This window comes from Pseudoalteromonas phenolica (assembly GCF_005886345.1).
GTDB lineage: Bacteria > Pseudomonadota > Gammaproteobacteria > Enterobacterales > Alteromonadaceae > Pseudoalteromonas > Pseudoalteromonas phenolica_A.
Genome location: NZ_PNEC01000033.1, coordinates 17,610 through 34,966 on the forward strand (window position 1 = coordinate 17,610; position 17,357 = coordinate 34,966).

General features: G+C 41.5%; 18 protein-coding genes. 6 read left to right on the forward strand and 12 right to left on the reverse strand.

Annotated features, from left to right (window positions below; translation table 11 throughout):
* Nucleotides 1-42: 42 nt before the first annotated feature.
* The gene (locus tag CWB72_RS12835) at nt 43-1,137 is read left to right on the forward strand and encodes a methionine aminotransferase (protein ID WP_252371556.1); all 1,095 of its coding nucleotides are present in this window, start codon (nt 43-45) and stop codon (nt 1,135-1,137) included.
* Nucleotides 1,125-1,913 carry an amidohydrolase gene (locus CWB72_RS12840; protein WP_138631950.1) on the forward strand — a complete coding sequence of 263 codons (789 nt, stop codon included), beginning with the start codon at nt 1,125-1,127 and terminating at the stop codon, nt 1,911-1,913. The genes CWB72_RS12835 and CWB72_RS12840 overlap by 13 nt, the downstream gene beginning before the upstream one ends.
* Before the next feature lie 101 nt (nt 1,914-2,014).
* On the opposite strand, the gene CWB72_RS12845 is transcribed toward CWB72_RS12840, so the two are convergent.
* Nucleotides 2,015-2,488, reverse strand: a complete 474-nt coding sequence (locus CWB72_RS12845; RefSeq protein WP_138631953.1) for a peroxiredoxin — start codon at nt 2,486-2,488, stop codon at nt 2,015-2,017.
* Between the two features lie 189 nt (nt 2,489-2,677).
* Between CWB72_RS12845 and CWB72_RS12850 the strand changes: the two genes are divergently transcribed.
* On the forward strand, nt 2,678-3,082 hold the full coding sequence (locus tag CWB72_RS12850) for a hypothetical protein (protein ID WP_138631956.1): 405 nt from the start codon (nt 2,678-2,680) through the stop codon (nt 3,080-3,082).
* A 51-nt stretch (nt 3,083-3,133) separates the two neighbouring features.
* Here CWB72_RS12850 and CWB72_RS12855 read toward each other — a convergent pair whose 3' ends face one another.
* The 7 genes from CWB72_RS12855 to CWB72_RS12885 form a co-directional block, all read right to left on the reverse strand.
* Nucleotides 3,134-4,270, reverse strand: a complete 1,137-nt coding sequence (locus tag CWB72_RS12855; protein WP_138631958.1) for a nuclear transport factor 2 family protein — start codon at nt 4,268-4,270, stop codon at nt 3,134-3,136.
* A gap of 86 nt (nt 4,271-4,356) precedes the next feature.
* A complete protein-coding gene (locus CWB72_RS12860) occupies nt 4,357-5,385 on the reverse strand; it encodes a helix-turn-helix domain-containing protein (RefSeq protein ID WP_138631961.1) in 1,029 nt (342 codons plus the stop codon).
* 79 nt (nt 5,386-5,464) lie between these two features.
* Nucleotides 5,465-6,229 carry a helix-turn-helix domain-containing protein gene (locus CWB72_RS12865; RefSeq protein ID WP_171037298.1) on the reverse strand — a complete coding sequence of 255 codons (765 nt, stop codon included), beginning with the start codon at nt 6,227-6,229 and terminating at the stop codon, nt 5,465-5,467.
* A gap of 57 nt (nt 6,230-6,286) precedes the next feature.
* Nucleotides 6,287-7,384 carry an NAD(P)/FAD-dependent oxidoreductase gene (locus CWB72_RS12870; RefSeq protein ID WP_138631967.1) on the reverse strand — a complete coding sequence of 366 codons (1,098 nt, stop codon included), beginning with the start codon at nt 7,382-7,384 and terminating at the stop codon, nt 6,287-6,289.
* A 63-nt stretch (nt 7,385-7,447) separates the two neighbouring features.
* Entirely contained in the window at nt 7,448-7,666 is a 219-nt protein-coding gene (locus CWB72_RS12875; protein WP_138631970.1) for a hypothetical protein, read from the reverse strand.
* Between the two features lie 402 nt (nt 7,667-8,068).
* Nucleotides 8,069-8,524 carry a PaaI family thioesterase gene (locus tag CWB72_RS12880; protein WP_138631973.1) on the reverse strand — a complete coding sequence of 152 codons (456 nt, stop codon included), beginning with the start codon at nt 8,522-8,524 and terminating at the stop codon, nt 8,069-8,071.
* 28 nt (nt 8,525-8,552) lie between these two features.
* Nucleotides 8,553-8,918, reverse strand: a complete 366-nt coding sequence (locus CWB72_RS12885; RefSeq protein WP_138631976.1) for an RNA-binding S4 domain-containing protein — start codon at nt 8,916-8,918, stop codon at nt 8,553-8,555.
* A gap of 333 nt (nt 8,919-9,251) precedes the next feature.
* Here CWB72_RS12885 and CWB72_RS12890 point away from each other — a divergent pair, with 333 nt between their 5' ends.
* Together CWB72_RS12890 and CWB72_RS12895 are read left to right on the forward strand one after the other, a co-directional pair.
* Nucleotides 9,252-9,527: a hypothetical protein gene (locus tag CWB72_RS12890; RefSeq protein ID WP_138631979.1), complete on the forward strand. Its 276-nt coding sequence runs from the start codon at nt 9,252-9,254 to the stop codon at nt 9,525-9,527.
* A 58-nt stretch (nt 9,528-9,585) separates the two neighbouring features.
* Nucleotides 9,586-10,272, forward strand: a complete 687-nt coding sequence (locus CWB72_RS12895; RefSeq protein ID WP_138566676.1) for a hypothetical protein — start codon at nt 9,586-9,588, stop codon at nt 10,270-10,272.
* On the opposite strand, the gene CWB72_RS12900 is transcribed toward CWB72_RS12895, so the two are convergent.
* Entirely contained in the window at nt 10,269-11,216 is a 948-nt protein-coding gene (locus CWB72_RS12900) for an extracellular solute-binding protein (protein WP_249349040.1), read from the reverse strand. The two genes, CWB72_RS12895 and CWB72_RS12900, sit on opposite strands and share 4 nt — an antisense overlap.
* Nucleotides 11,217-11,305: 89 nt before the next feature.
* Between CWB72_RS12900 and CWB72_RS12905 the strand changes: the two genes are divergently transcribed.
* Entirely contained in the window at nt 11,306-14,014 is a 2,709-nt protein-coding gene (locus CWB72_RS12905; RefSeq protein ID WP_138631982.1) for a putative bifunctional diguanylate cyclase/phosphodiesterase, read from the forward strand.
* A gap of 106 nt (nt 14,015-14,120) precedes the next feature.
* Here the strand turns inward: CWB72_RS12905 and cysQ are convergent, their stop codons facing one another.
* From cysQ to CWB72_RS12920, 3 genes are read right to left on the reverse strand one after another with little or no spacing between them, the layout of a single operon-like run.
* Nucleotides 14,121-14,891, reverse strand: coding sequence for a 3'(2'),5'-bisphosphate nucleotidase CysQ (gene cysQ / locus CWB72_RS12910; RefSeq protein ID WP_138631985.1), 771 nt, complete (start codon nt 14,889-14,891; stop codon nt 14,121-14,123).
* 3 nt (nt 14,892-14,894) lie between these two features.
* Nucleotides 14,895-15,491: an adenylyl-sulfate kinase gene (cysC, locus tag CWB72_RS12915; RefSeq protein ID WP_138631988.1), complete on the reverse strand. Its 597-nt coding sequence runs from the start codon at nt 15,489-15,491 to the stop codon at nt 14,895-14,897.
* A gap of 12 nt (nt 15,492-15,503) precedes the next feature.
* Complete coding sequence (locus tag CWB72_RS12920; protein WP_138631991.1) at nt 15,504-17,228, reverse strand: SLC13 family permease; 1,725 nt, start codon at nt 17,226-17,228, stop codon at nt 15,504-15,506.
* Nucleotides 17,229-17,357: the final 129 nt, after the last annotated feature.

Below are 17,357 nucleotides of genomic sequence, written 5' to 3' on the forward strand. Positions count from 1 at the left end.
CAAAGTAAATTACCTAATTTAGGCGTGAGCATATTCTCGCAAATGACTGGTTTGGCTAATCAGTATCAAGCACTGAATTTATCTCAGGGTTTTCCTGAATTTGACGCACCGACGCTGTTAAAAGAGCGACTGGCATATTACAGTCAAAGTGGTTTTAACCAATATGCGCCATCGAGTGGTGTACCTGCTTTACAACAGCAAATCGCGCAATTGGTTGAGCGCAAGTATGGCCTGACGGTGAATGCAGAGCACTCTGTTACGGTGACATCGGGTGCAACCGAAGCCTTATATGTGGCTATTCAGGCATTAGTTAGTCCTGAAGATGAAGTGGTTGTATTTGACCCTGCTTACGACTCTTATAAGCCAGCGATTGAGTTAGCGGGCGGCAAAACCGTGCATATCGCGCTAACTGCGCCAGATTATAAAATTGATTGGCAGCAAGTGGCTGAGGTAATTACAGATAAAACCAAAGCCATTATTATCAACACCCCACATAACCCAAGCACTAAGACGTTAAAGCAAGCTGACATCGAGGCGTTAAAACATTTACTTGAGCAGCATGACTTATATCTGATCAGCGATGAAGTCTACGAGCATATTTGCTTTGATGGGCAAACGCATCTAAGTGCTTTGCGTGACGAAAGCTTATTTGCCCGCAGTTTTGTGGTGTCGAGTTTTGGTAAAACATTCCATTGCACAGGTTGGAAAATGGGTTATTGCGTGGCATCAGCGGCATTGATGACGGAATTTCGCAAAATCCATCAGTATGTAAACTTCTCGAGTTTCACGCCAGCACAGTTGGCTATCGCCGATGCGATGGCCGAGCAGCCTGAGCACATTGACGAGTTAAGCGCGTTTTATCAGCAAAAGCGCGACCTGTTAATCGAAGCGCTTACACCGAGTCGCTTCAAAATTTTGTCAAGCGAAGGCACTTATTTCTTATTGTTAGATTACAGTGATATTTCTGAATTAGACGATGTGGCCTTTTGCGAATACCTTGTCAAAGAAGTGGGCGTTGCTGCGATCCCATTAAGTGTATTTTATAACCAAGCACCGAATGACAAAGTGATCCGTTTGTGTTTTGCCAAAGAAGACTCAACATTGATTGCAGCTGCGGAGAAATTATGTCAGCTATAAACTCAGAAACCTTAAAAGTTGCCTTAGTGCAAAGCGATATTGTTTGGTTACAGCCGCAGCAAAATCTAGACAACCTAACGATGCAATTGCAGCACATTGAGCCGGTTGATTTAATTCTTTTACCTGAAACCTTTGCCACAGGGTTTGCGATTAACTTAGCTTCTGCAGAAGCTGAGCAAGGGCCTGTTTTTAACTGGATGCAAACGCAAGCCACTGCACACAATGCGGTGGTTGCTGGCTCTGTACTGGTTGAGCAACAAGGCAAGAAAGCCAATCGCTTTTATTGGTGCAGGCCTGATGGCAGCTTTGAGTTTTATGATAAGCGCCATTTATTTTGCCTAGGCAAAGAAGGTGACTATGTACGTGCTGGTGATAGCCGTAAAGTCTTTACAATTAATGGTTTTAGATTGTTACCGCAGATTTGTTATGACTTACGCTTCCCGGTGTTTCAGCGTAACCGTAACGACTATGATGTGATGGTTAATGTCGCTAACTGGCCTGCGGCGAGACGCCGTATTTGGGATACCTTGTTACAAGCTCGCGCCATTGAAAACCAATGTTATGTGTTAGCCAGTAACCGTGTAGGTGATGATGGCAATGGCGTTGCGCATAATGGCGGAACGGCTGCCTATGATTTTGTTGGTGAAGCTTTGGCTCAGGGTGAAGATAACAAGCTTGGGGTTGTGATCACAGAACTTAACAAAGAAAAGCTTGAGCAATTTAGAAAAAGCTTTCCAGCCCACCTAGATGCGGATGATTTCTCGATTAATTTTTAGATATTAACCGGCTAATTAACCGAAGCTCTGGTTAATCAAATAAAAATGGGCGCGTGAATACGTGCCCATTTTTATTACTCATTTTTTCTACTCAAGATGTATTACAGCTTTTCTAAAATAGATTCCGCTTTTGATACTTCAAATTCACCTGCCGCTTCTACTGCAAGCTCAGTCACAACGCCATTGTCAATGATCATGGCATAACGCTGTGAGCGCACACCGCCAAAGCTGCCTGTTTCTTTATCTAGACCAATGGCTTTAGTGAATGCCGCATCGCCATCACCTAACATCATTAACTCGCTCGCATTGTGTGCTTCACCCCAAGCTTTCATTACAAATGCATCGTTTACAGACACACAAGCAATAATATCAACGCCCTTTGCTTTGATTTGATCTGCAAGTACCACATAACCAGGTAGGTGGGCGGCAGAGCAAGTTGGTGTGAAAGCGCCAGGAACTGCAAATAACACAACTTTTTTATCTGCAAATAATTCAGTCACTTGGTGGTTTTGCATGCCATCAGCAGTCAGTTCGGTTAACACAGCATTTGGTAGAGCTTGGCCTTGTTCGATCATGATATCTTCTCTCAATGTAATTAGTTTACAGAGTTTAGCTTTAAATTTGATAGATAAACACCGAGAAAGAGTAAGGTTTATTCGGTGTTTAATTAATGTAAGTAAAATGTTTATTTTTGTTTTTCTTGATGATAGGTTATTCCCTGCTCATTATTGGGCGAAATTAAAATATTAATAAGGACAATTAAAATGAAAAAACTAATCGCTTTGATGGCGCTTGTTGCAGGCCTGTTCTCAGTTAACTCTTACGCTAACTCTGTATCATGCTATGTAGATACAATGAAGTACGATAACTATACGCAAAACCGTTGCTGGGGTGCTGAGTCAAATCCTAGTTTTGACCCAAAAGTTGCGTTCAAAGTAAATACGACAAAAGAAGTTTCTCGTGTAGATTGGACGTTCAGCGGTATTTATGACCGTTCAAGTGCGAGTAAGTGTACGGGCACGACATGTGTGGTAGATGTATACAAAATAGAAGAAGGTTATATGACAGCATGTGTAGATAAGATCTATTATAAAGATTACACATGGGCTGATGTGAATTGGTGTGCTGATGCAGAATATATGTATTCACGTTCAGGTGCATGGAACTAATTAGCTTTTCTTTTAAAAACAAGTGCCATAATTATGGCACTTGTATTAGGTCTACATCTTATTCAATGCATTCACCATCGCCTCTGCAACAGCCTTTGATGACTGAAAGTTAGTACCAGTTATTATTCTTCCATCAACTTCAACATAAGATTGATTACGTTCACCATATTTAAATACGCCACCTCTTTGCTTTATGAGTGTTTCTATTTCAAAAGGAAACTCTTGGTAGTAAGCGGCATCTGTTCTTTCAAAAGCAATAGGGTAACCGCTGATGGTTTTACCTGACACTAAATACTCACCGTTACTCAGTTTTAAATTCACAATGCCCGCAGTGCCATGACACACCGATGAGACTATACCTTGGTTTTGTTCGTATACCAGCATTGAAATTTCTTGAAGCGCTTTATTTTCTGCGACTTGATACATGGCATTACCACCACCGACATAATGTACGGCTAAATACTGACTGGCATCGATTTGCTCTGGTTTTGCAGTATTAGCAAGCGCATACATAAAGTCTCGGTCGTAGATATATTTGCGATGCATAGGATCTGAAGTATTGATGTACGCAAGTGGTAATTGACCGCCTTTAGGGGTTACAAAATCAACTTGATAGCCAGCCTTAATAAATACATCGTAGGCATGAACGAGTTCTGAAAAGCTAGTACCCGTCGCTAGTTTTGAATTACCATGAAAATCGGCACTCGAGGCAATAAATAGCACGCGTTTACCTGCTGCAAGCTTAAGCTGCTTTTTGTTTGTCTCAGTTTCAATTTGGCTAGCTGTTTTACTGACGATTAGCCATTTGTCATCAAATCGTTTTAATAAGAACTGATCAATATACTGTTTTACTGGCTTGTCAGTGGTGATTTTGGCTCTAGCGACCGCTGTATTACCGTCTGCTTTGAGCGATAATAAATGACCAGTTCTAGACTTTGATTTATTACTAAACCAACTCGCGTATTCAGACGCTGATACTTGCCAAAAAGGTTTTTTACTGTGGTTAAGTAATAGCTGTGCCTGCGGGTGAAAAGCCGACTTTATTAATGTTGGATCCGCGTTACTTGTACCGTCAAGATAGTTTTGAATAACCTGTTTAACCGCTGAGTTGTCTGCTAGGCGATTATTAGCCCAACCAATAGTTGGGCTTAAAAAGGTGGTGATTAAAATTAGATACAGCCATTTCATCTTTGTGCTCCATAAGTAATGTCTGCACAAAGTTAAATTATATGCATATATAACAATAAGCTAGGTTATATTCTAAGAGTCCAACCTTATATTTCAGTAGTTCGATATTGGTTTGGGGTCATACCTGTTTGTTGCTTGAAGGTACTATAAAACGTAGATGACGCGCTGAACCCACATCGCTCTGCCACTTCTTCTACAGGCATATCAGGATAAGCTTTCAAGCTTTCTTTTGCTTTGGTTATGCGTTGTGTATTAATGAACTGCTTAAAGTTCATTTGGTAGTGATCGTTGAGTAATTGAGAGAGCTGTGTGTGAGTTACGCTCATGCGCTTTGCAAGTCGCGGCAGAGTTAGTTGCGGGTCTAAATAAACCATCTCAGTCGCAATTAAATTATTCAGTAAGTTTGAGAAGCGGGTAGTTTGTTCTGTGCTGAGTTTATTATTTTGATATTTGCTTTGCGTGGTCGAGGCCTTCTCCTGCCATTTAGATTTAAGTGCCAATAGCAGGGTAAGATATAACACCAGTGAAAAGCTTAATGCTCCCATAATATAAGAAGTATAAGAGGCTGTGAAATAGACCGTCCAAATTAGCCAGCTACCCGCTAAGACGACAAAAGGCTGCTGTGTTAATAATTGCTTTGACAGCGCTAATTTTTCGGTATTTCTTCGAGTGTACATAACAGAAGCTATGACCAAACTAATCAACCATAAATAACTCGAACCGCGGTAGATCCAATATTGCCATAGTTCTAAATAATCTTGATAAGGGAAGAGTATGCCAATGATCACTGTTGCAATAATAAAGCAATTCAGTGTGATTGTGAGCCGTTTCATAGTTAAGCTATTGAGGGTCGATTGTGCAACATAAGCAAGGATACAAGGGCCAATTAGCAGGCAAGCAGTCAACCCCAGCTGTAAAATGCTCTTATCTAACGTAGGCGTGAAATAAAACGCCACCGACTTACCAATTCTGACACTCAACAAAGTCAGCAATATAGCTAACCAATTATCGGTATCTTGCTTATCTTTCTTTAAAAGTAGAAACAGGGCTAACAGCAGGCCATTGAATGCCCCCAGTGATGAGAAAAAAAATAACAGGTGTGAAGAAACGCTCATACTCTTTGATAGTGTTTTTCTTTACTATCCCAAATTGCGGTGGTGAGTGCAATTTAAAGCATAGGAGCGTTTTAAAAAGTTATACTTTTTGACGTGATAGTTTGGGCTCTATAAATAGCAAAACCAATCCCATCACAGCACTAAATAAACCAATAAATTGCAGCATAACATTTCCAATTCTGGTTTTAGCTTGCTTGCCTTGCAAATAGTATTTTCTTTTACCTGATTGGGTATCAAGGACGAGATATTTACCTTGATATTCAAATGTTAGTTGAGTACTGATTTTTTTTCGTTTTAACATTTCAAGATTTTTCTGTATTCGAGCCTCTGGAGTGTCTTCGAACTCAGCCCATACGCGAAAGATATCTTCTGGCTCTCCCGCTAAAATGATGCCATTAGAGCGATACTCATATTGAGTTTCTGATAGTAGCAGCTTTTGGAAACCGACATAAAAGCTTGCTACGCCAAACGCAATTAATAGCATGGCGCTATAAAGCAATGTACGCTGCTTTCGTTCAGAAGTGACTTGCTGTGAAGTGTACCAACTATCTAGATCGGGGATATGTCTTAGCGACGCCATATTGCCTTTGTCTTTTAAACCCGACATAAATGCATCGACATCCATTGATAGCGCACTGAGCAATTGCCTAAAAACCTCATTAGAGGGAGTAGATTTATCATTCTCAAGTTTTGATAAATAACTTTGCTCTACCTGCATACGTTCAGCAAACTGCGGTTGGCTTAATTCCATATCTGTACGCAGCTGTTTGATATATTGTCCGAGTGTCATAACCGATTCCTGTTGTTGTGGTAATTGACGCATTATTCTTGGTAATTCATCCATAAATACCAACATGAATATTTAGGAATGTTTATGAATATTAAGTTTTTTATTTCAATTCTATGCTTGCAGCGCGTTTTTGACATGTTTTGCAATGGCCATGCTGGCTGTGAGTCCGGGGGACTCAATACCAAATAAATTCACTAGACCCGTTATACCATGTTGCAGCTCAGTTTGAATGACGAAATCTTGTTGACCGCTTAAAGTGAGCTTAGGGCGAATACCCGCATAATCACAATGTAGCTTGGTTTCGTCCAAGTCGGGCCAGTAGCGTTTTATCGCCGATACAAATTTGGCTTTTTGTGTTACGTCAGTTTGATAATTCAGGTTATCAATAAATTTGGTATCAGGGCCAAACTTGAGTTGATTAGCCATATCTAGGGTCGCGTGGATCCCTAGGCCATGTTGTTCAGGTATGGGATAAATAAGGTGCTTGAATGGGTGTTTGCCTTGATAGGTAAAGTATTGGCCGCGGCAGTAATGCAGCTCAGGAATTAAAGTGTGATTGACTCCTTCAATGTGCCGCGCAACATCTTGTGCAAATAGCCCTGCGGTATTGATAAGGCTCTTACAATGCAACTGCATTTCTTCGCCATCACAGTACAAAGAGACCACAAACCCAGTTTCATCAGGTACGGCTTTCACAAAGCGTGTGTTTGCAACATATAGACTCTGATTTTGCTCAATCTGTGTGATGAAAGAGTTCATCAACTGATGACTATCAATAATGCCTGTAGAAGGCGAGTAGAGTGCTTCGCTGAAGTGAAGGTCTGGCGCATAGTGGTGCTGTGCTTGTTTAGAAAGCCAGACTAAATCGTCAACGCCATTGTTAAGTGCTTGTAGGCGTATGGCTTCGAGCTTCTCTGCTTCATCATGGTTTTGTGCAATTAATACTTTACCTATAGGTTTGACGGGCACATGAAATGCTTGGCAGTGTTTATAAAGGTGTACTTTACCTTGCACACAGAGCGACGCTTTTAAACTTTCGGTGGGGTAATAAATACCAGCGTGGATGACTTCGCTATTACGGCTTGAAGTGTGTTCACCAAAATGTGCATTTTGTTCAATCACTAAGACATTTTGTGATTGACTGAGTTCGGCACCGATTGCTAATCCGACGACGCCAGCACCAATCACTAAGGTTTCTATTTTATCCAAAACATCATGCTCTTAACTTAATGTGCTGTGAGTTTAACAAGCAGTTAGGCATGCTGTCAGCGATTAGTGCTCTTCATTTTTCATTAGCAATATCGTCAGATAAATCTTAGTCGGTAATGAGCAAATTAAGCCAATTGCAATGCAAGCTGCGCCTATAATGAAGCCTAGTGGGCCCATATGCGCGAGCCATTCTTTACTGATAATAAAGTGGCCTGTCACGATGAGGATTAAACCAATCACGATGAAGACTTTTAGCAGTTTTATTTGTTCTTTAGCGGTCACAACTGGGCTCCAAATACATATTCCACTAAGGAGATAATTAGAGCCTAACTTGTAAAAATGCAGTGCGCGATAAGCTACTCTATCTATTATTGTGCTAAATCAAATAAAGAATATTAAACAGGTCATGTGTAGTTGCGCTGGCTTTGTGACGCTTTAAATAACCTGAGCTTTGGTTAAGAGATTTACTAACGTATTGATATTGAATTTATAAGTTCTTTTTCAAGTCTGCAGCCGGAGACTTTTAGCGATAACACCGCTCACGCGTCCTGCTATCGCCAAGGTACCTACATCCATATAGGCAAGGCGAATTTACGCGTCAATAGCTGGCCTATTGCAAGTAAATTCAACGCAGTTAACGTTGAAAGTAGCCGCTGAAGATAGATTTATTATCCAGAGCTCAGGTTAAATAGGCAGCTTGTTGGCGCGCTCAATAACTGCCGCTGTCATACGCGAAATACAGCACAATTCGCCTTTTGCATTGGTGATTTTAACTTCCCATACTGAGGTACGTTTACCCAAATGCAGGGGGGTCGCTATAGCCGTTAAGGTACCGTTACGCGACGCCTTGAGGTGATTGGCGTTGATCTCTTGGCCGACACAATAAAATTGTTCAAAATCGACGGCAAAATTGGCGGCGTAACTGGCTACCGTTTCTGCAAGGGCCACATTTGCACCGCCATGCACCATACCGATTGGGTTATGATGACCGGCTGTTGCAGGCATGGTGGCAACTAGGTAGTCATCACCAATTTCAGAAATTTCGATCCCTAAGGTTTTCATTAGGGAGCCTTTGCCATGTAAACCCGCATCCAGCTTTTGGCATAGCTCAAGTGTGATTGGGTGATACCAAATGGCCATCTTAACTTACCTGCTTATTGAGAGTTGGTTAACCAAAAGAGATAGGGCGGCGACCTGTATTGCTGTCTTTTTTGTTCTTACGGCTACGACTACGTTTGCGTTTAGTGGGGGCTTCTTCTATTGGCGGTGTAGGCTCTGTCTTTACTGCAGGTGTAACACCCTCAGCCAAGGTCAGTAAAAAATCTTCACCATTAAAGTGTAGGCTGTCACCTGAGTACATTTTTTTTCGCTTAACTGTGCATAGTTCCATGTTAACGCCTACATAACCATCGGCGATCAACTGTTTTGCTTGCCCGCCAGTTTCGGCTAAATCTAGCACTTTTAGTAGGTTACATAGCTCTATAGGTTCTTCTTCTAGTTCAATTTCAATGTATTCAGGTTCGTATTCAGACATATTGCTAACCTTAAAAATCGTCTTTGCGACAGTATAATACCAATCCTCAATAATACTTAATCATTTTGAGGGACTAAAGCTGCTGCTAACCTCGTTAAAAATCTCTCATTTAGAACAACTAAACAGCAAAATTCTTGCCTCGTTATCGACAAGCTTTCCTTGCCTCAAAATAGATCACTTAATTAAGAAGATTGGTATAACGCTTCGCTGGTTCGAATGACGAAATTTTTTCGCAAGCCATTCGGTCTTAAGTTTTATTGCGCTTGTCATTTTTCTGCAGTAAATAACAGGTAACTTGCGCATCGCTTTTAAACAGTTAGGAGTAGGGTGAGCATGGGCGTAAGAAGTCAGCTAAGACGTGAATTAATGAACCTAGATGCTAACGGGCTAATGACCGCAGATGATGTCAGAGAGCATTTGATGAAATCTAAAGCGCTCGTTCGTCAAACCGGCTTAAGCTTGGTGGCACGATTTAATGCTCATCACAATAAAGTGTTGGCAGGATTACCTAGTCATGAAAAGGGCCTTGAACATCAACAACACAAATTGTTTAAAGAGGTGCTTTATTGCCGCACTGCAGTGCAAACTTGGTTAGGTAAGGTGCATTAAGTTGACAATATTGAAGGATCTCCAGTAGTCTTTTGGAAAAAGGCACGGAGCTATTCAATTGAATTACAAAAATATCTTTCTAGTAACCCTTAGTTTGTTATGTCTTTCAGCATGCCAGCAACCGCTTGTTCATGTGTATCATGAGGGCTTATCTGATATACAGCGCTTTGAATTAAAAAAGCAATTAGAGCAGAGCCAGGTCAATTTTGAATTTACTGAGCTGCCTACCCCTGATAAATATGCAACGCCGCATTTACTATATTTCCCTGGGGATGTAGACCAAACTTACATTCAGGGGATTGAAAGTATTGTTCGAAAACTTGGTTATGAAAGCTTTGACAGTAAAGTGTTTAGCCAAACAGGGCACTTTTACACACGAGGCAATTTAGGTTTGTACTTTCCTAGTAGCCGCTCTGAACGTGAATTACCAGAGTTATTATTTGCACATAATTGTGGCGATGAAGATTTTCAAATACATATCAAGAGTAATGGTCATTGGGCTGTGATGAATAGCCCCGTGGACACCACTGATCTAAAGTTAAAATGGGAGTTCAATGAACCCTTTTTAACTTTGCGACGTCATTTCGACGATGGCACTTATCAACAACAAGCTTATCAAGTCAAAAAGCATAAAGTTAGAACTCTACAAGGTGATAAGCCAGCTGTGACCTATGAGGTTATGGGACACAGAGGTTATTCGTTTAGTATTTTTAATTGTGATCTACAAGCTATTTTTGCTGATTAACGCGCTAATAACTGACTAGCTTGAGGTAATAATTCTAGCCCTTGTTTGACCGCTTTTAAATTGGGCTTAAAGGGCACATGGCTCGTCATCATATCTTTGAGCACTGGGAATTCATGCAAACTTTTGGCATATATTCTTTGTGCTTCTTCGGTTAGCAAGAAAGCAATAAACCGTTCCGCATTGCCTTTATTTGGTGAGTATTTTGCGATGGCAGCTGTTGTAGTAGATACTGGTGTTAAACCGTCTTCTGTTTTCAAAAAGTGTATCTGTAGCTTTTGCGCAAGCATTTGGTCGCGCTTGTTATCAGTACGCTTCATCATGTGCCAATAATAGTGATTTGCGAATGCTAATGAGCAACGATTTTGTGCAAGTGCACGCAGTTGATCTCTATCACCACCTGATGGTCGTTTTGCTAAGAGCTTGTTACCAAGTTTGAGCCAGTCACTGTCTTTGGTATTTCCGGTTGTCAGCAATGCAGCACTTAAAATGGCATTATAGCTATGTTGCCAATCGCGAATACAGAATTGGCCTTGGTACTGAGGAGCTGAAAGCTGAGAAAAGTATCTCGGAACCTTCACATTATTGTTATTTTGTAAGCTGAATAGAGCACGTGTGCGCATAGAAATACTGACCCAATAACCATCTTCATCAAATAAATAGCTAGAAACATTTTGCCAAGCACTTTGATTGGTTATTTTTTGCAGTAAAGACTTGTGGCTATGAAGCTGCGCTAGGTCAGAACTTAATATGACGTCTGCCTGAGATTGAGCTCCGTCTTGTTGTAATCGGGTTAATAAATGATGTGATTTCCCGTTTACTAGATTAACTTTAATGCCTGAATTAGCTTCGAAGCGTTCAAGTACCGGTTTAATCAGTTCATACTTTCTGAACGAATAAATATTAATTTGAGGTGATTGGGCGTACGCAACAGTTATTTGTCCCATAAACAGGGATAAAATTAAAAGAAAGCTTTTATTCATTGAAAATAAGAATTATTATCGGTTATATATAGGATACAGCGCTTTTTTATACAATGTCTATAGTGACCAGACTAATTTCTTTCCTTCGTTCTCCAGTGCAGTTTAGTGCTATTTTTTGTGTGGTTTTTATCGGTGTTATCACTTATGCCGGTGTGATGCTGAATGTATATTATCAAAATCAAGATAAACAAAGAGCAGACCTTCAGCTCGCTCAATATGAATACCAGCTCAATTCTAAACTTGATCAGCTAGGACACTTACTTTATGCCATTGAAGCATTTCTACCGGCAGCATCAACTCAATCGTTGTTTCATCAAGTGGCTCATTCTCAGTTATCTAATAGTGAGCTGCCTATCAGCTTGGAAGTATATCACTTAATTTCACATGCTCAGATAGAACAGGTTGAGCAACTATATCAAGCACATGGCTCATTTGATTTTAGAGTGCATGCACCTAAGTTAGAAATGCAGTCTCAAACTTTTTTAACCATAGTGAATGCAGCGCCGGTTGCTGAATATGGACATACTTTGGGTGAAAGTATTTCGACTGAATTGGGTCAGAGGTTCTTTACACAGCAAACTCTGAGTGCGTTGAGCTGGCAAGATGGTAACAAGTGGAGCTTATTGTTGCCTCGTCCCGATGAATACGGACTCCAAACAGCGATAGGCTTAAGCTTTGAGTTGTCTATGCTATTAGAGGGCCTGTTTACTCAGGTGTACCAAAACACCCAACAGCATATTAGGATACTCACTGATCGGGGAGTCACTTTTAATAGTGATTGGCAGGATGATTATAAACTGGCAAGCCTAACCCCAATGGTATCAAGAAAAGTCGATTTTTATGGTCATACATTAAAGCTCGAGCTTTATACCAAAAAACAGCTAAGCCCTAGTTTTTTAGCAAGTCGACAAGTGATCATCATAGGCTTTGTGATTGTCGCGAGTTTATGTGGCATCTTGGTGTGGCTTCAACTACGTGCATTATCAAATCGAAATCAGACCATTAATAATCTAGTGATTGAGCGAACTGCCAGTTTAGATAAGGCAAATCAGCAAGTATTGCGAGAGTCCGATAAGCGCCTGTTGGCGCTGCAGCAGCAAGTTGTCGCCGAGCGAAAATATAAGAGCTTATTTGTAAACAGCAGTGAAGGGCTATTTGTATTAAATCGCAAAGGGCAGGTTATTGAAGCGAACCCAGCATTTAAACAGTTGCTTAGTAATAGTGAAAGTGACTTAACTAAGAAACCGCTGAGTGAGTATATGCTTGATGATGAATTAAAACAGCACTGGCTAGAAATCGTTGTACACCAGCAGCAACATGCAGAGTTAGATTGGCTGGCAAAAAGTGAGCAAAGTGGCACGATCTGGCTCAGACAAAGTGGCCGCTGGCTGCATCACCCAGATGCTACCTTATACGAAGGCCGTATTACTGATATCACACAAGACAAGCTATTCAATGAGCAGCTCAAGTACAAAGCGAGACATGATAGCCTGACAGACTTATTAAACCGACAGGCATTCTTAAAGTTGGTTGATGATGCTCGGGTTGAGCAAGGACAAACCTTCATTTTGCTCTACATTGATTTAGATAGATTTAAACTGATTAACGACACCTTAGGTCATTTGGCGGGGGATAAGTTATTGGTTGAGTTTGCCGGTCGTATGCAGCTGCTATTAGGTAGCTTTGCAGATATTGCCAGACTCGGTGGAGATGAGTTTGCGGTATTAATTAATCTGCAAAAATTAAAGTTGCCACTGGAAGGTATTCTTGAAGACATGCTTTGTGAGATCAGGCGGCCTTTTACGTATAAAAAGCATACTCATAGTGTCAGTGGCAGTATCGGCGTAAGGACATTTACGACACCATGTATGAATGTTGAAGCAGAAAAGTTACTACATGATGCCGATATAGCTATGTACGAAGCAAAGCGACGAGGTAAAAATGCCTTTCATATTTATACGCGTGATATTGCTTGCCAAGCAGCACGGAAAATCGACATCGAACAGGCGTTACAACGTATAGAACTAGATAATGAACTCACTTTAAATTTTCAGCCTATTTTTTGTGATCATGGCAAGGTTTTAAAAGGCTTTGAAGCATTACTTAGATGGCATAGTCCGAGTTTAGGCTTTGTCAGTCCAGCCGAGTTTATTCCCATTGCAGAAGAGTGTGCCAAAATTACTATGTTAGGCCAGTGGGTGTTTTCAAAAGCCATTGAGTTTATGCAGCAGCATCATCAGTTGGGTATTTTTATGAGTGTGAATGTATCGCCATTGCAATTGCAAAGCCCGCAATTTATGGGGTGGTTAACCCAACAGTTTGATCATAATAAGTTAGAGCCAAGACAATTTAAAATCGAGCTAACAGAATCAGCCATGATGGCCACAGAGGATAATTTAGTTGAGCCGCTTGAAGTACTCCATGAGCAAGGGTTTGGTATTTATATTGATGATTTTGGAACAGGCTACTCAAGTTTAGCAAGGTTGAACCACTTACCTGTTGATGGTTTAAAAATCGATAGAGCCTTTATTGAAGGCATAGAGTCAGATGACAAGCCTAAACAGTTGATTGAGGCGGTCTGCGCCATAGCTAAAAGCTTCAATTTGGTGGTGACGGCTGAAGGAATAGAAAAGGCGCAACAGCTTGATGTGCTAACGCAATTACACTGTCAGCAAACTCAAGGGTATTTTATGAGCCGACCATTAACATCGCACGATGCAAGTATACTTTGCTTTAATCAAACATTAGATAAAGTGGGATAAGTACGAAATAAAAAAGCGAAGCCTTGTTATAGGTGCTTCGCTTTTCTATTTAGTTTGTCCAAGTTACTTGTACAAGTAACTCGTTCTATAAGTCCTGCAAGTACGTTTAAGCCTCTAATCTCGATACGATAAAGTAAGGGTTAAGGTAACTTTCTTTTTGATTGTAAGTCAGTGCTGAACCATCAACTTGGGTAATGGTCGCGCCTGCAATTTCAGCCACAGCATGACCTGCACCTGTATCCCATTCAGACGTAGGACCTAAACGCGGGTAAACATCTGCTTCACCTTCTGCAACTAAGCAAAGCTTTAAAGAGCTGCCTTTCGGTACCATTTCGACATCATCAAATTGCTCAAGATAAGCGGCTAAATCAGGCGATGGATGTGAGCGAGAGCCCACCACTTTGATTAGACCAGTATTAGCTTTCTTAGTGACTTTGAGTTCTATACGTGCTTCGTCGCATTGCTTGAATGCTCCCACGGCTTCTGCAGCAAGGTAACTGACATTTAAAGCAGGTGCGTGTACCACGCCTAAAATAGGTTTACCAGCTTTGATAAGCGCGATATTAACGGTGAATTCGCCATTCTTTTTAATGAACTCTTTGGTTCCATCAATTGGGTCGACTAGCCAATATTGGTTCCAAGTTTGACGTATTGCCCAATCAATACCAGCACTTTCTTCACTTAATACCGGAATGTCAGGGGTAAGTTGTTGCAAGCCAGCTGCAATGACTTTGTGTGCAACCAGATCTGCATCGGTCACTGGACTTTCATCTTCTTTGTACTCAACGTTAAAGTCTTTCGCATAGATGCCCATAATCGCATCGCCTGCTTCAACGCTCAGTTGTAAAATTTCTTCTAACAGATCCGTTTGATTCATTACTTATCCAATTACTTGCTTGTCTTTCAGATACGCTACCAGTTGTTGTACTGATTGTTCAAGGCTATTCGCGCTGGTATCGATGCGGATCTCAGGATTAACAGGCACTTGGTAGTCTGAGTCTATGCCAGTGAAGTGTTTAATTTCACCTGCGCGGGCTTTCTTGTATAAGCCTTTCGGGTCGCGTTGCTCACAAACATCTAACGGCGTGTCTAAAAAGACTTCGATGAATTCACCGTCACCGACAAGGTTACGTACCATGTCTCGCTCAGCTTGGAATGGCGAGATGAACGCGGTGAGTACCACAAGCCCAGCGTCTAGCATAAGTTTGCTTAGCTCACCAACACGGCGAATATTTTCGACGCGGTCTTCATCGCTGAAGCCTAAGTCTTTGCACAAACCATGGCGCACGTTGTCGCCATCAAGCAGGTAAGTGTGCACGCCCTGCTGGTGAAGGGCACTTTCTAGTGCGCCTGCAACGGTACTTTTACCTGAGCCTGAAAAACCGGTGAACCATAAAATCACTGGTTTGTGACCTTTTTGCTCGCTGCGTTGTGACTTGTTTACGGCATAGTTATGCCAAACGATATTTTCATCCATTGCATCACCTATTTAAAAAGGGAAAACCAGCGGTATTAAGGTCAACACCGTGATTGAATAAATAATTGAAAGCGGTAAGCCGACCGTAACATAGTCTTTAATACGGTAGTTACCTGCACTGTACACCATGAGGTTGGTTTGATAGCCAAATGGTGAAATAAAACTCGCCGATGCGCCAAATGCCACTGCCATCACAAAAGGTAATGGGCTCACATCAAAACCAATGGCGAGTGCAAAGGCCACTGGGAAAGAAAGCGCTGCCGCTGCGTTATTGGTAATGAGTTCCGTGAAAATCACGGTCATCACAAAAATAGCGATAAAAGCGCCATATGGACCGAAGTCACCGAGCAAATAAAAAAGTGCATTTGAAATTTGTGATGCCAGTCCGGTATCTATCATTAATTTAGCTAAGCCAATGGCGCTTCCAACAATAGCAAGTAGCTCGATGGGAAAACGGCGCTTCAATTCACTAACCTTAATAGCGCCCATTGCAAATAGCGCGATTAAGAATACCAGTAACCCTTTAACCAGTGGTACCACATCAAAAATGCTTAACCCGATAACGGCCACAAAACCCGCTAACACTAAATTAGACTTTTTCGACTTCAGATGGGTCTGTAAATCAAGGCCCGAGATATACACGAACTCACGCTTTAAGTTAGGTAACTGATAGAACTCTGAGCCCGGTGCCAAAATAAGAGAGTCACCCGCCTGTAAGCGCACTTGCCCTAAACCCCCTTGTAATCGGTCATGACCACGGCGGATAGCAATAACGGCTGCGTGAACTTGTTCACGGAAACGCACCTCTTTGACAGTTTTACCGACAAAGCGAGATGACTGGCTGATCACCACCTCGACTAAATGCTCAACGTCTTTTTCATGCTTGTCATGGACGATTTTCAAACCATCAAAACGTTGTAATAAAGGTACTGATTTGATGTCGCCAACAAACAATAAGATGTCGCCTTGTTGAATAACTTGCTGAGGCGTCACGGCACAAATACGGCGGTCACCATGAATGATTTCAGCTAAGAATAAATCTTTTAGATCTCGTAGGCCGTTTTCTTCTACGGTGCGGCCAATTAGTTTAGAGCCAGCTTCGACTTTGCCTTCAAGATAAAAAGGCACCACTTCTTGGTCTTGTTTACCGTGATCAGGTAAATACTTTAGTAGCACGATAATGGTGATCAGGCCGACACTGAGTGCGCCTAAGCCCACTAAAGTAAAATCAAAAAAGCCCAATGGTTGCATGCCCGCTTCAACAGCAAAACCATTGACGATTAAATTTGTAGAGGTGCCGATAAGGGTTAAGGTACCCCCTAAAATGGCGGTATAAGACAGCGGTAATAATAATTTGGAAGGCGAGTGGGTTGGGCTGTCTTTTATCGCTGAAATTAACGACGCCACCACTGCGGTATTATTAGTAAAAGACGATAAAAACGCAGTAGATAAGCCAAGCTTCATCACCGATTTAGAAAGGCTGCCTTTTGCTAACGATTGAGCAAGACCTTGCACTAGGGTTGTTTTCTCGATGGCAATCGACACCAAGATCAACAGAATAAGGGTGATAAGAGACGGGTTAGCATAGTTGGCTAACATCTCTTCTAACTCAATGAGACCAGTTAAATAGCCGGTGCCAATGGCACCGACAAATAACCAAGCTGGATTTAGGCGAGTGCCAAAGAGGCAGCCCACCAATGCCAGCATAATGCCTGTTAATATGATCTGTTCGTACATTATTTAAAATTCCACATAACAGGCAATTACCCGTTGTCCTTCACAATGCACGGTTGTTGGCTTCGCGTATTCGCCAAATCACATAGAATAACTATGCTCATTGGTCTCATTTGCTTGCCGCCTACGTGC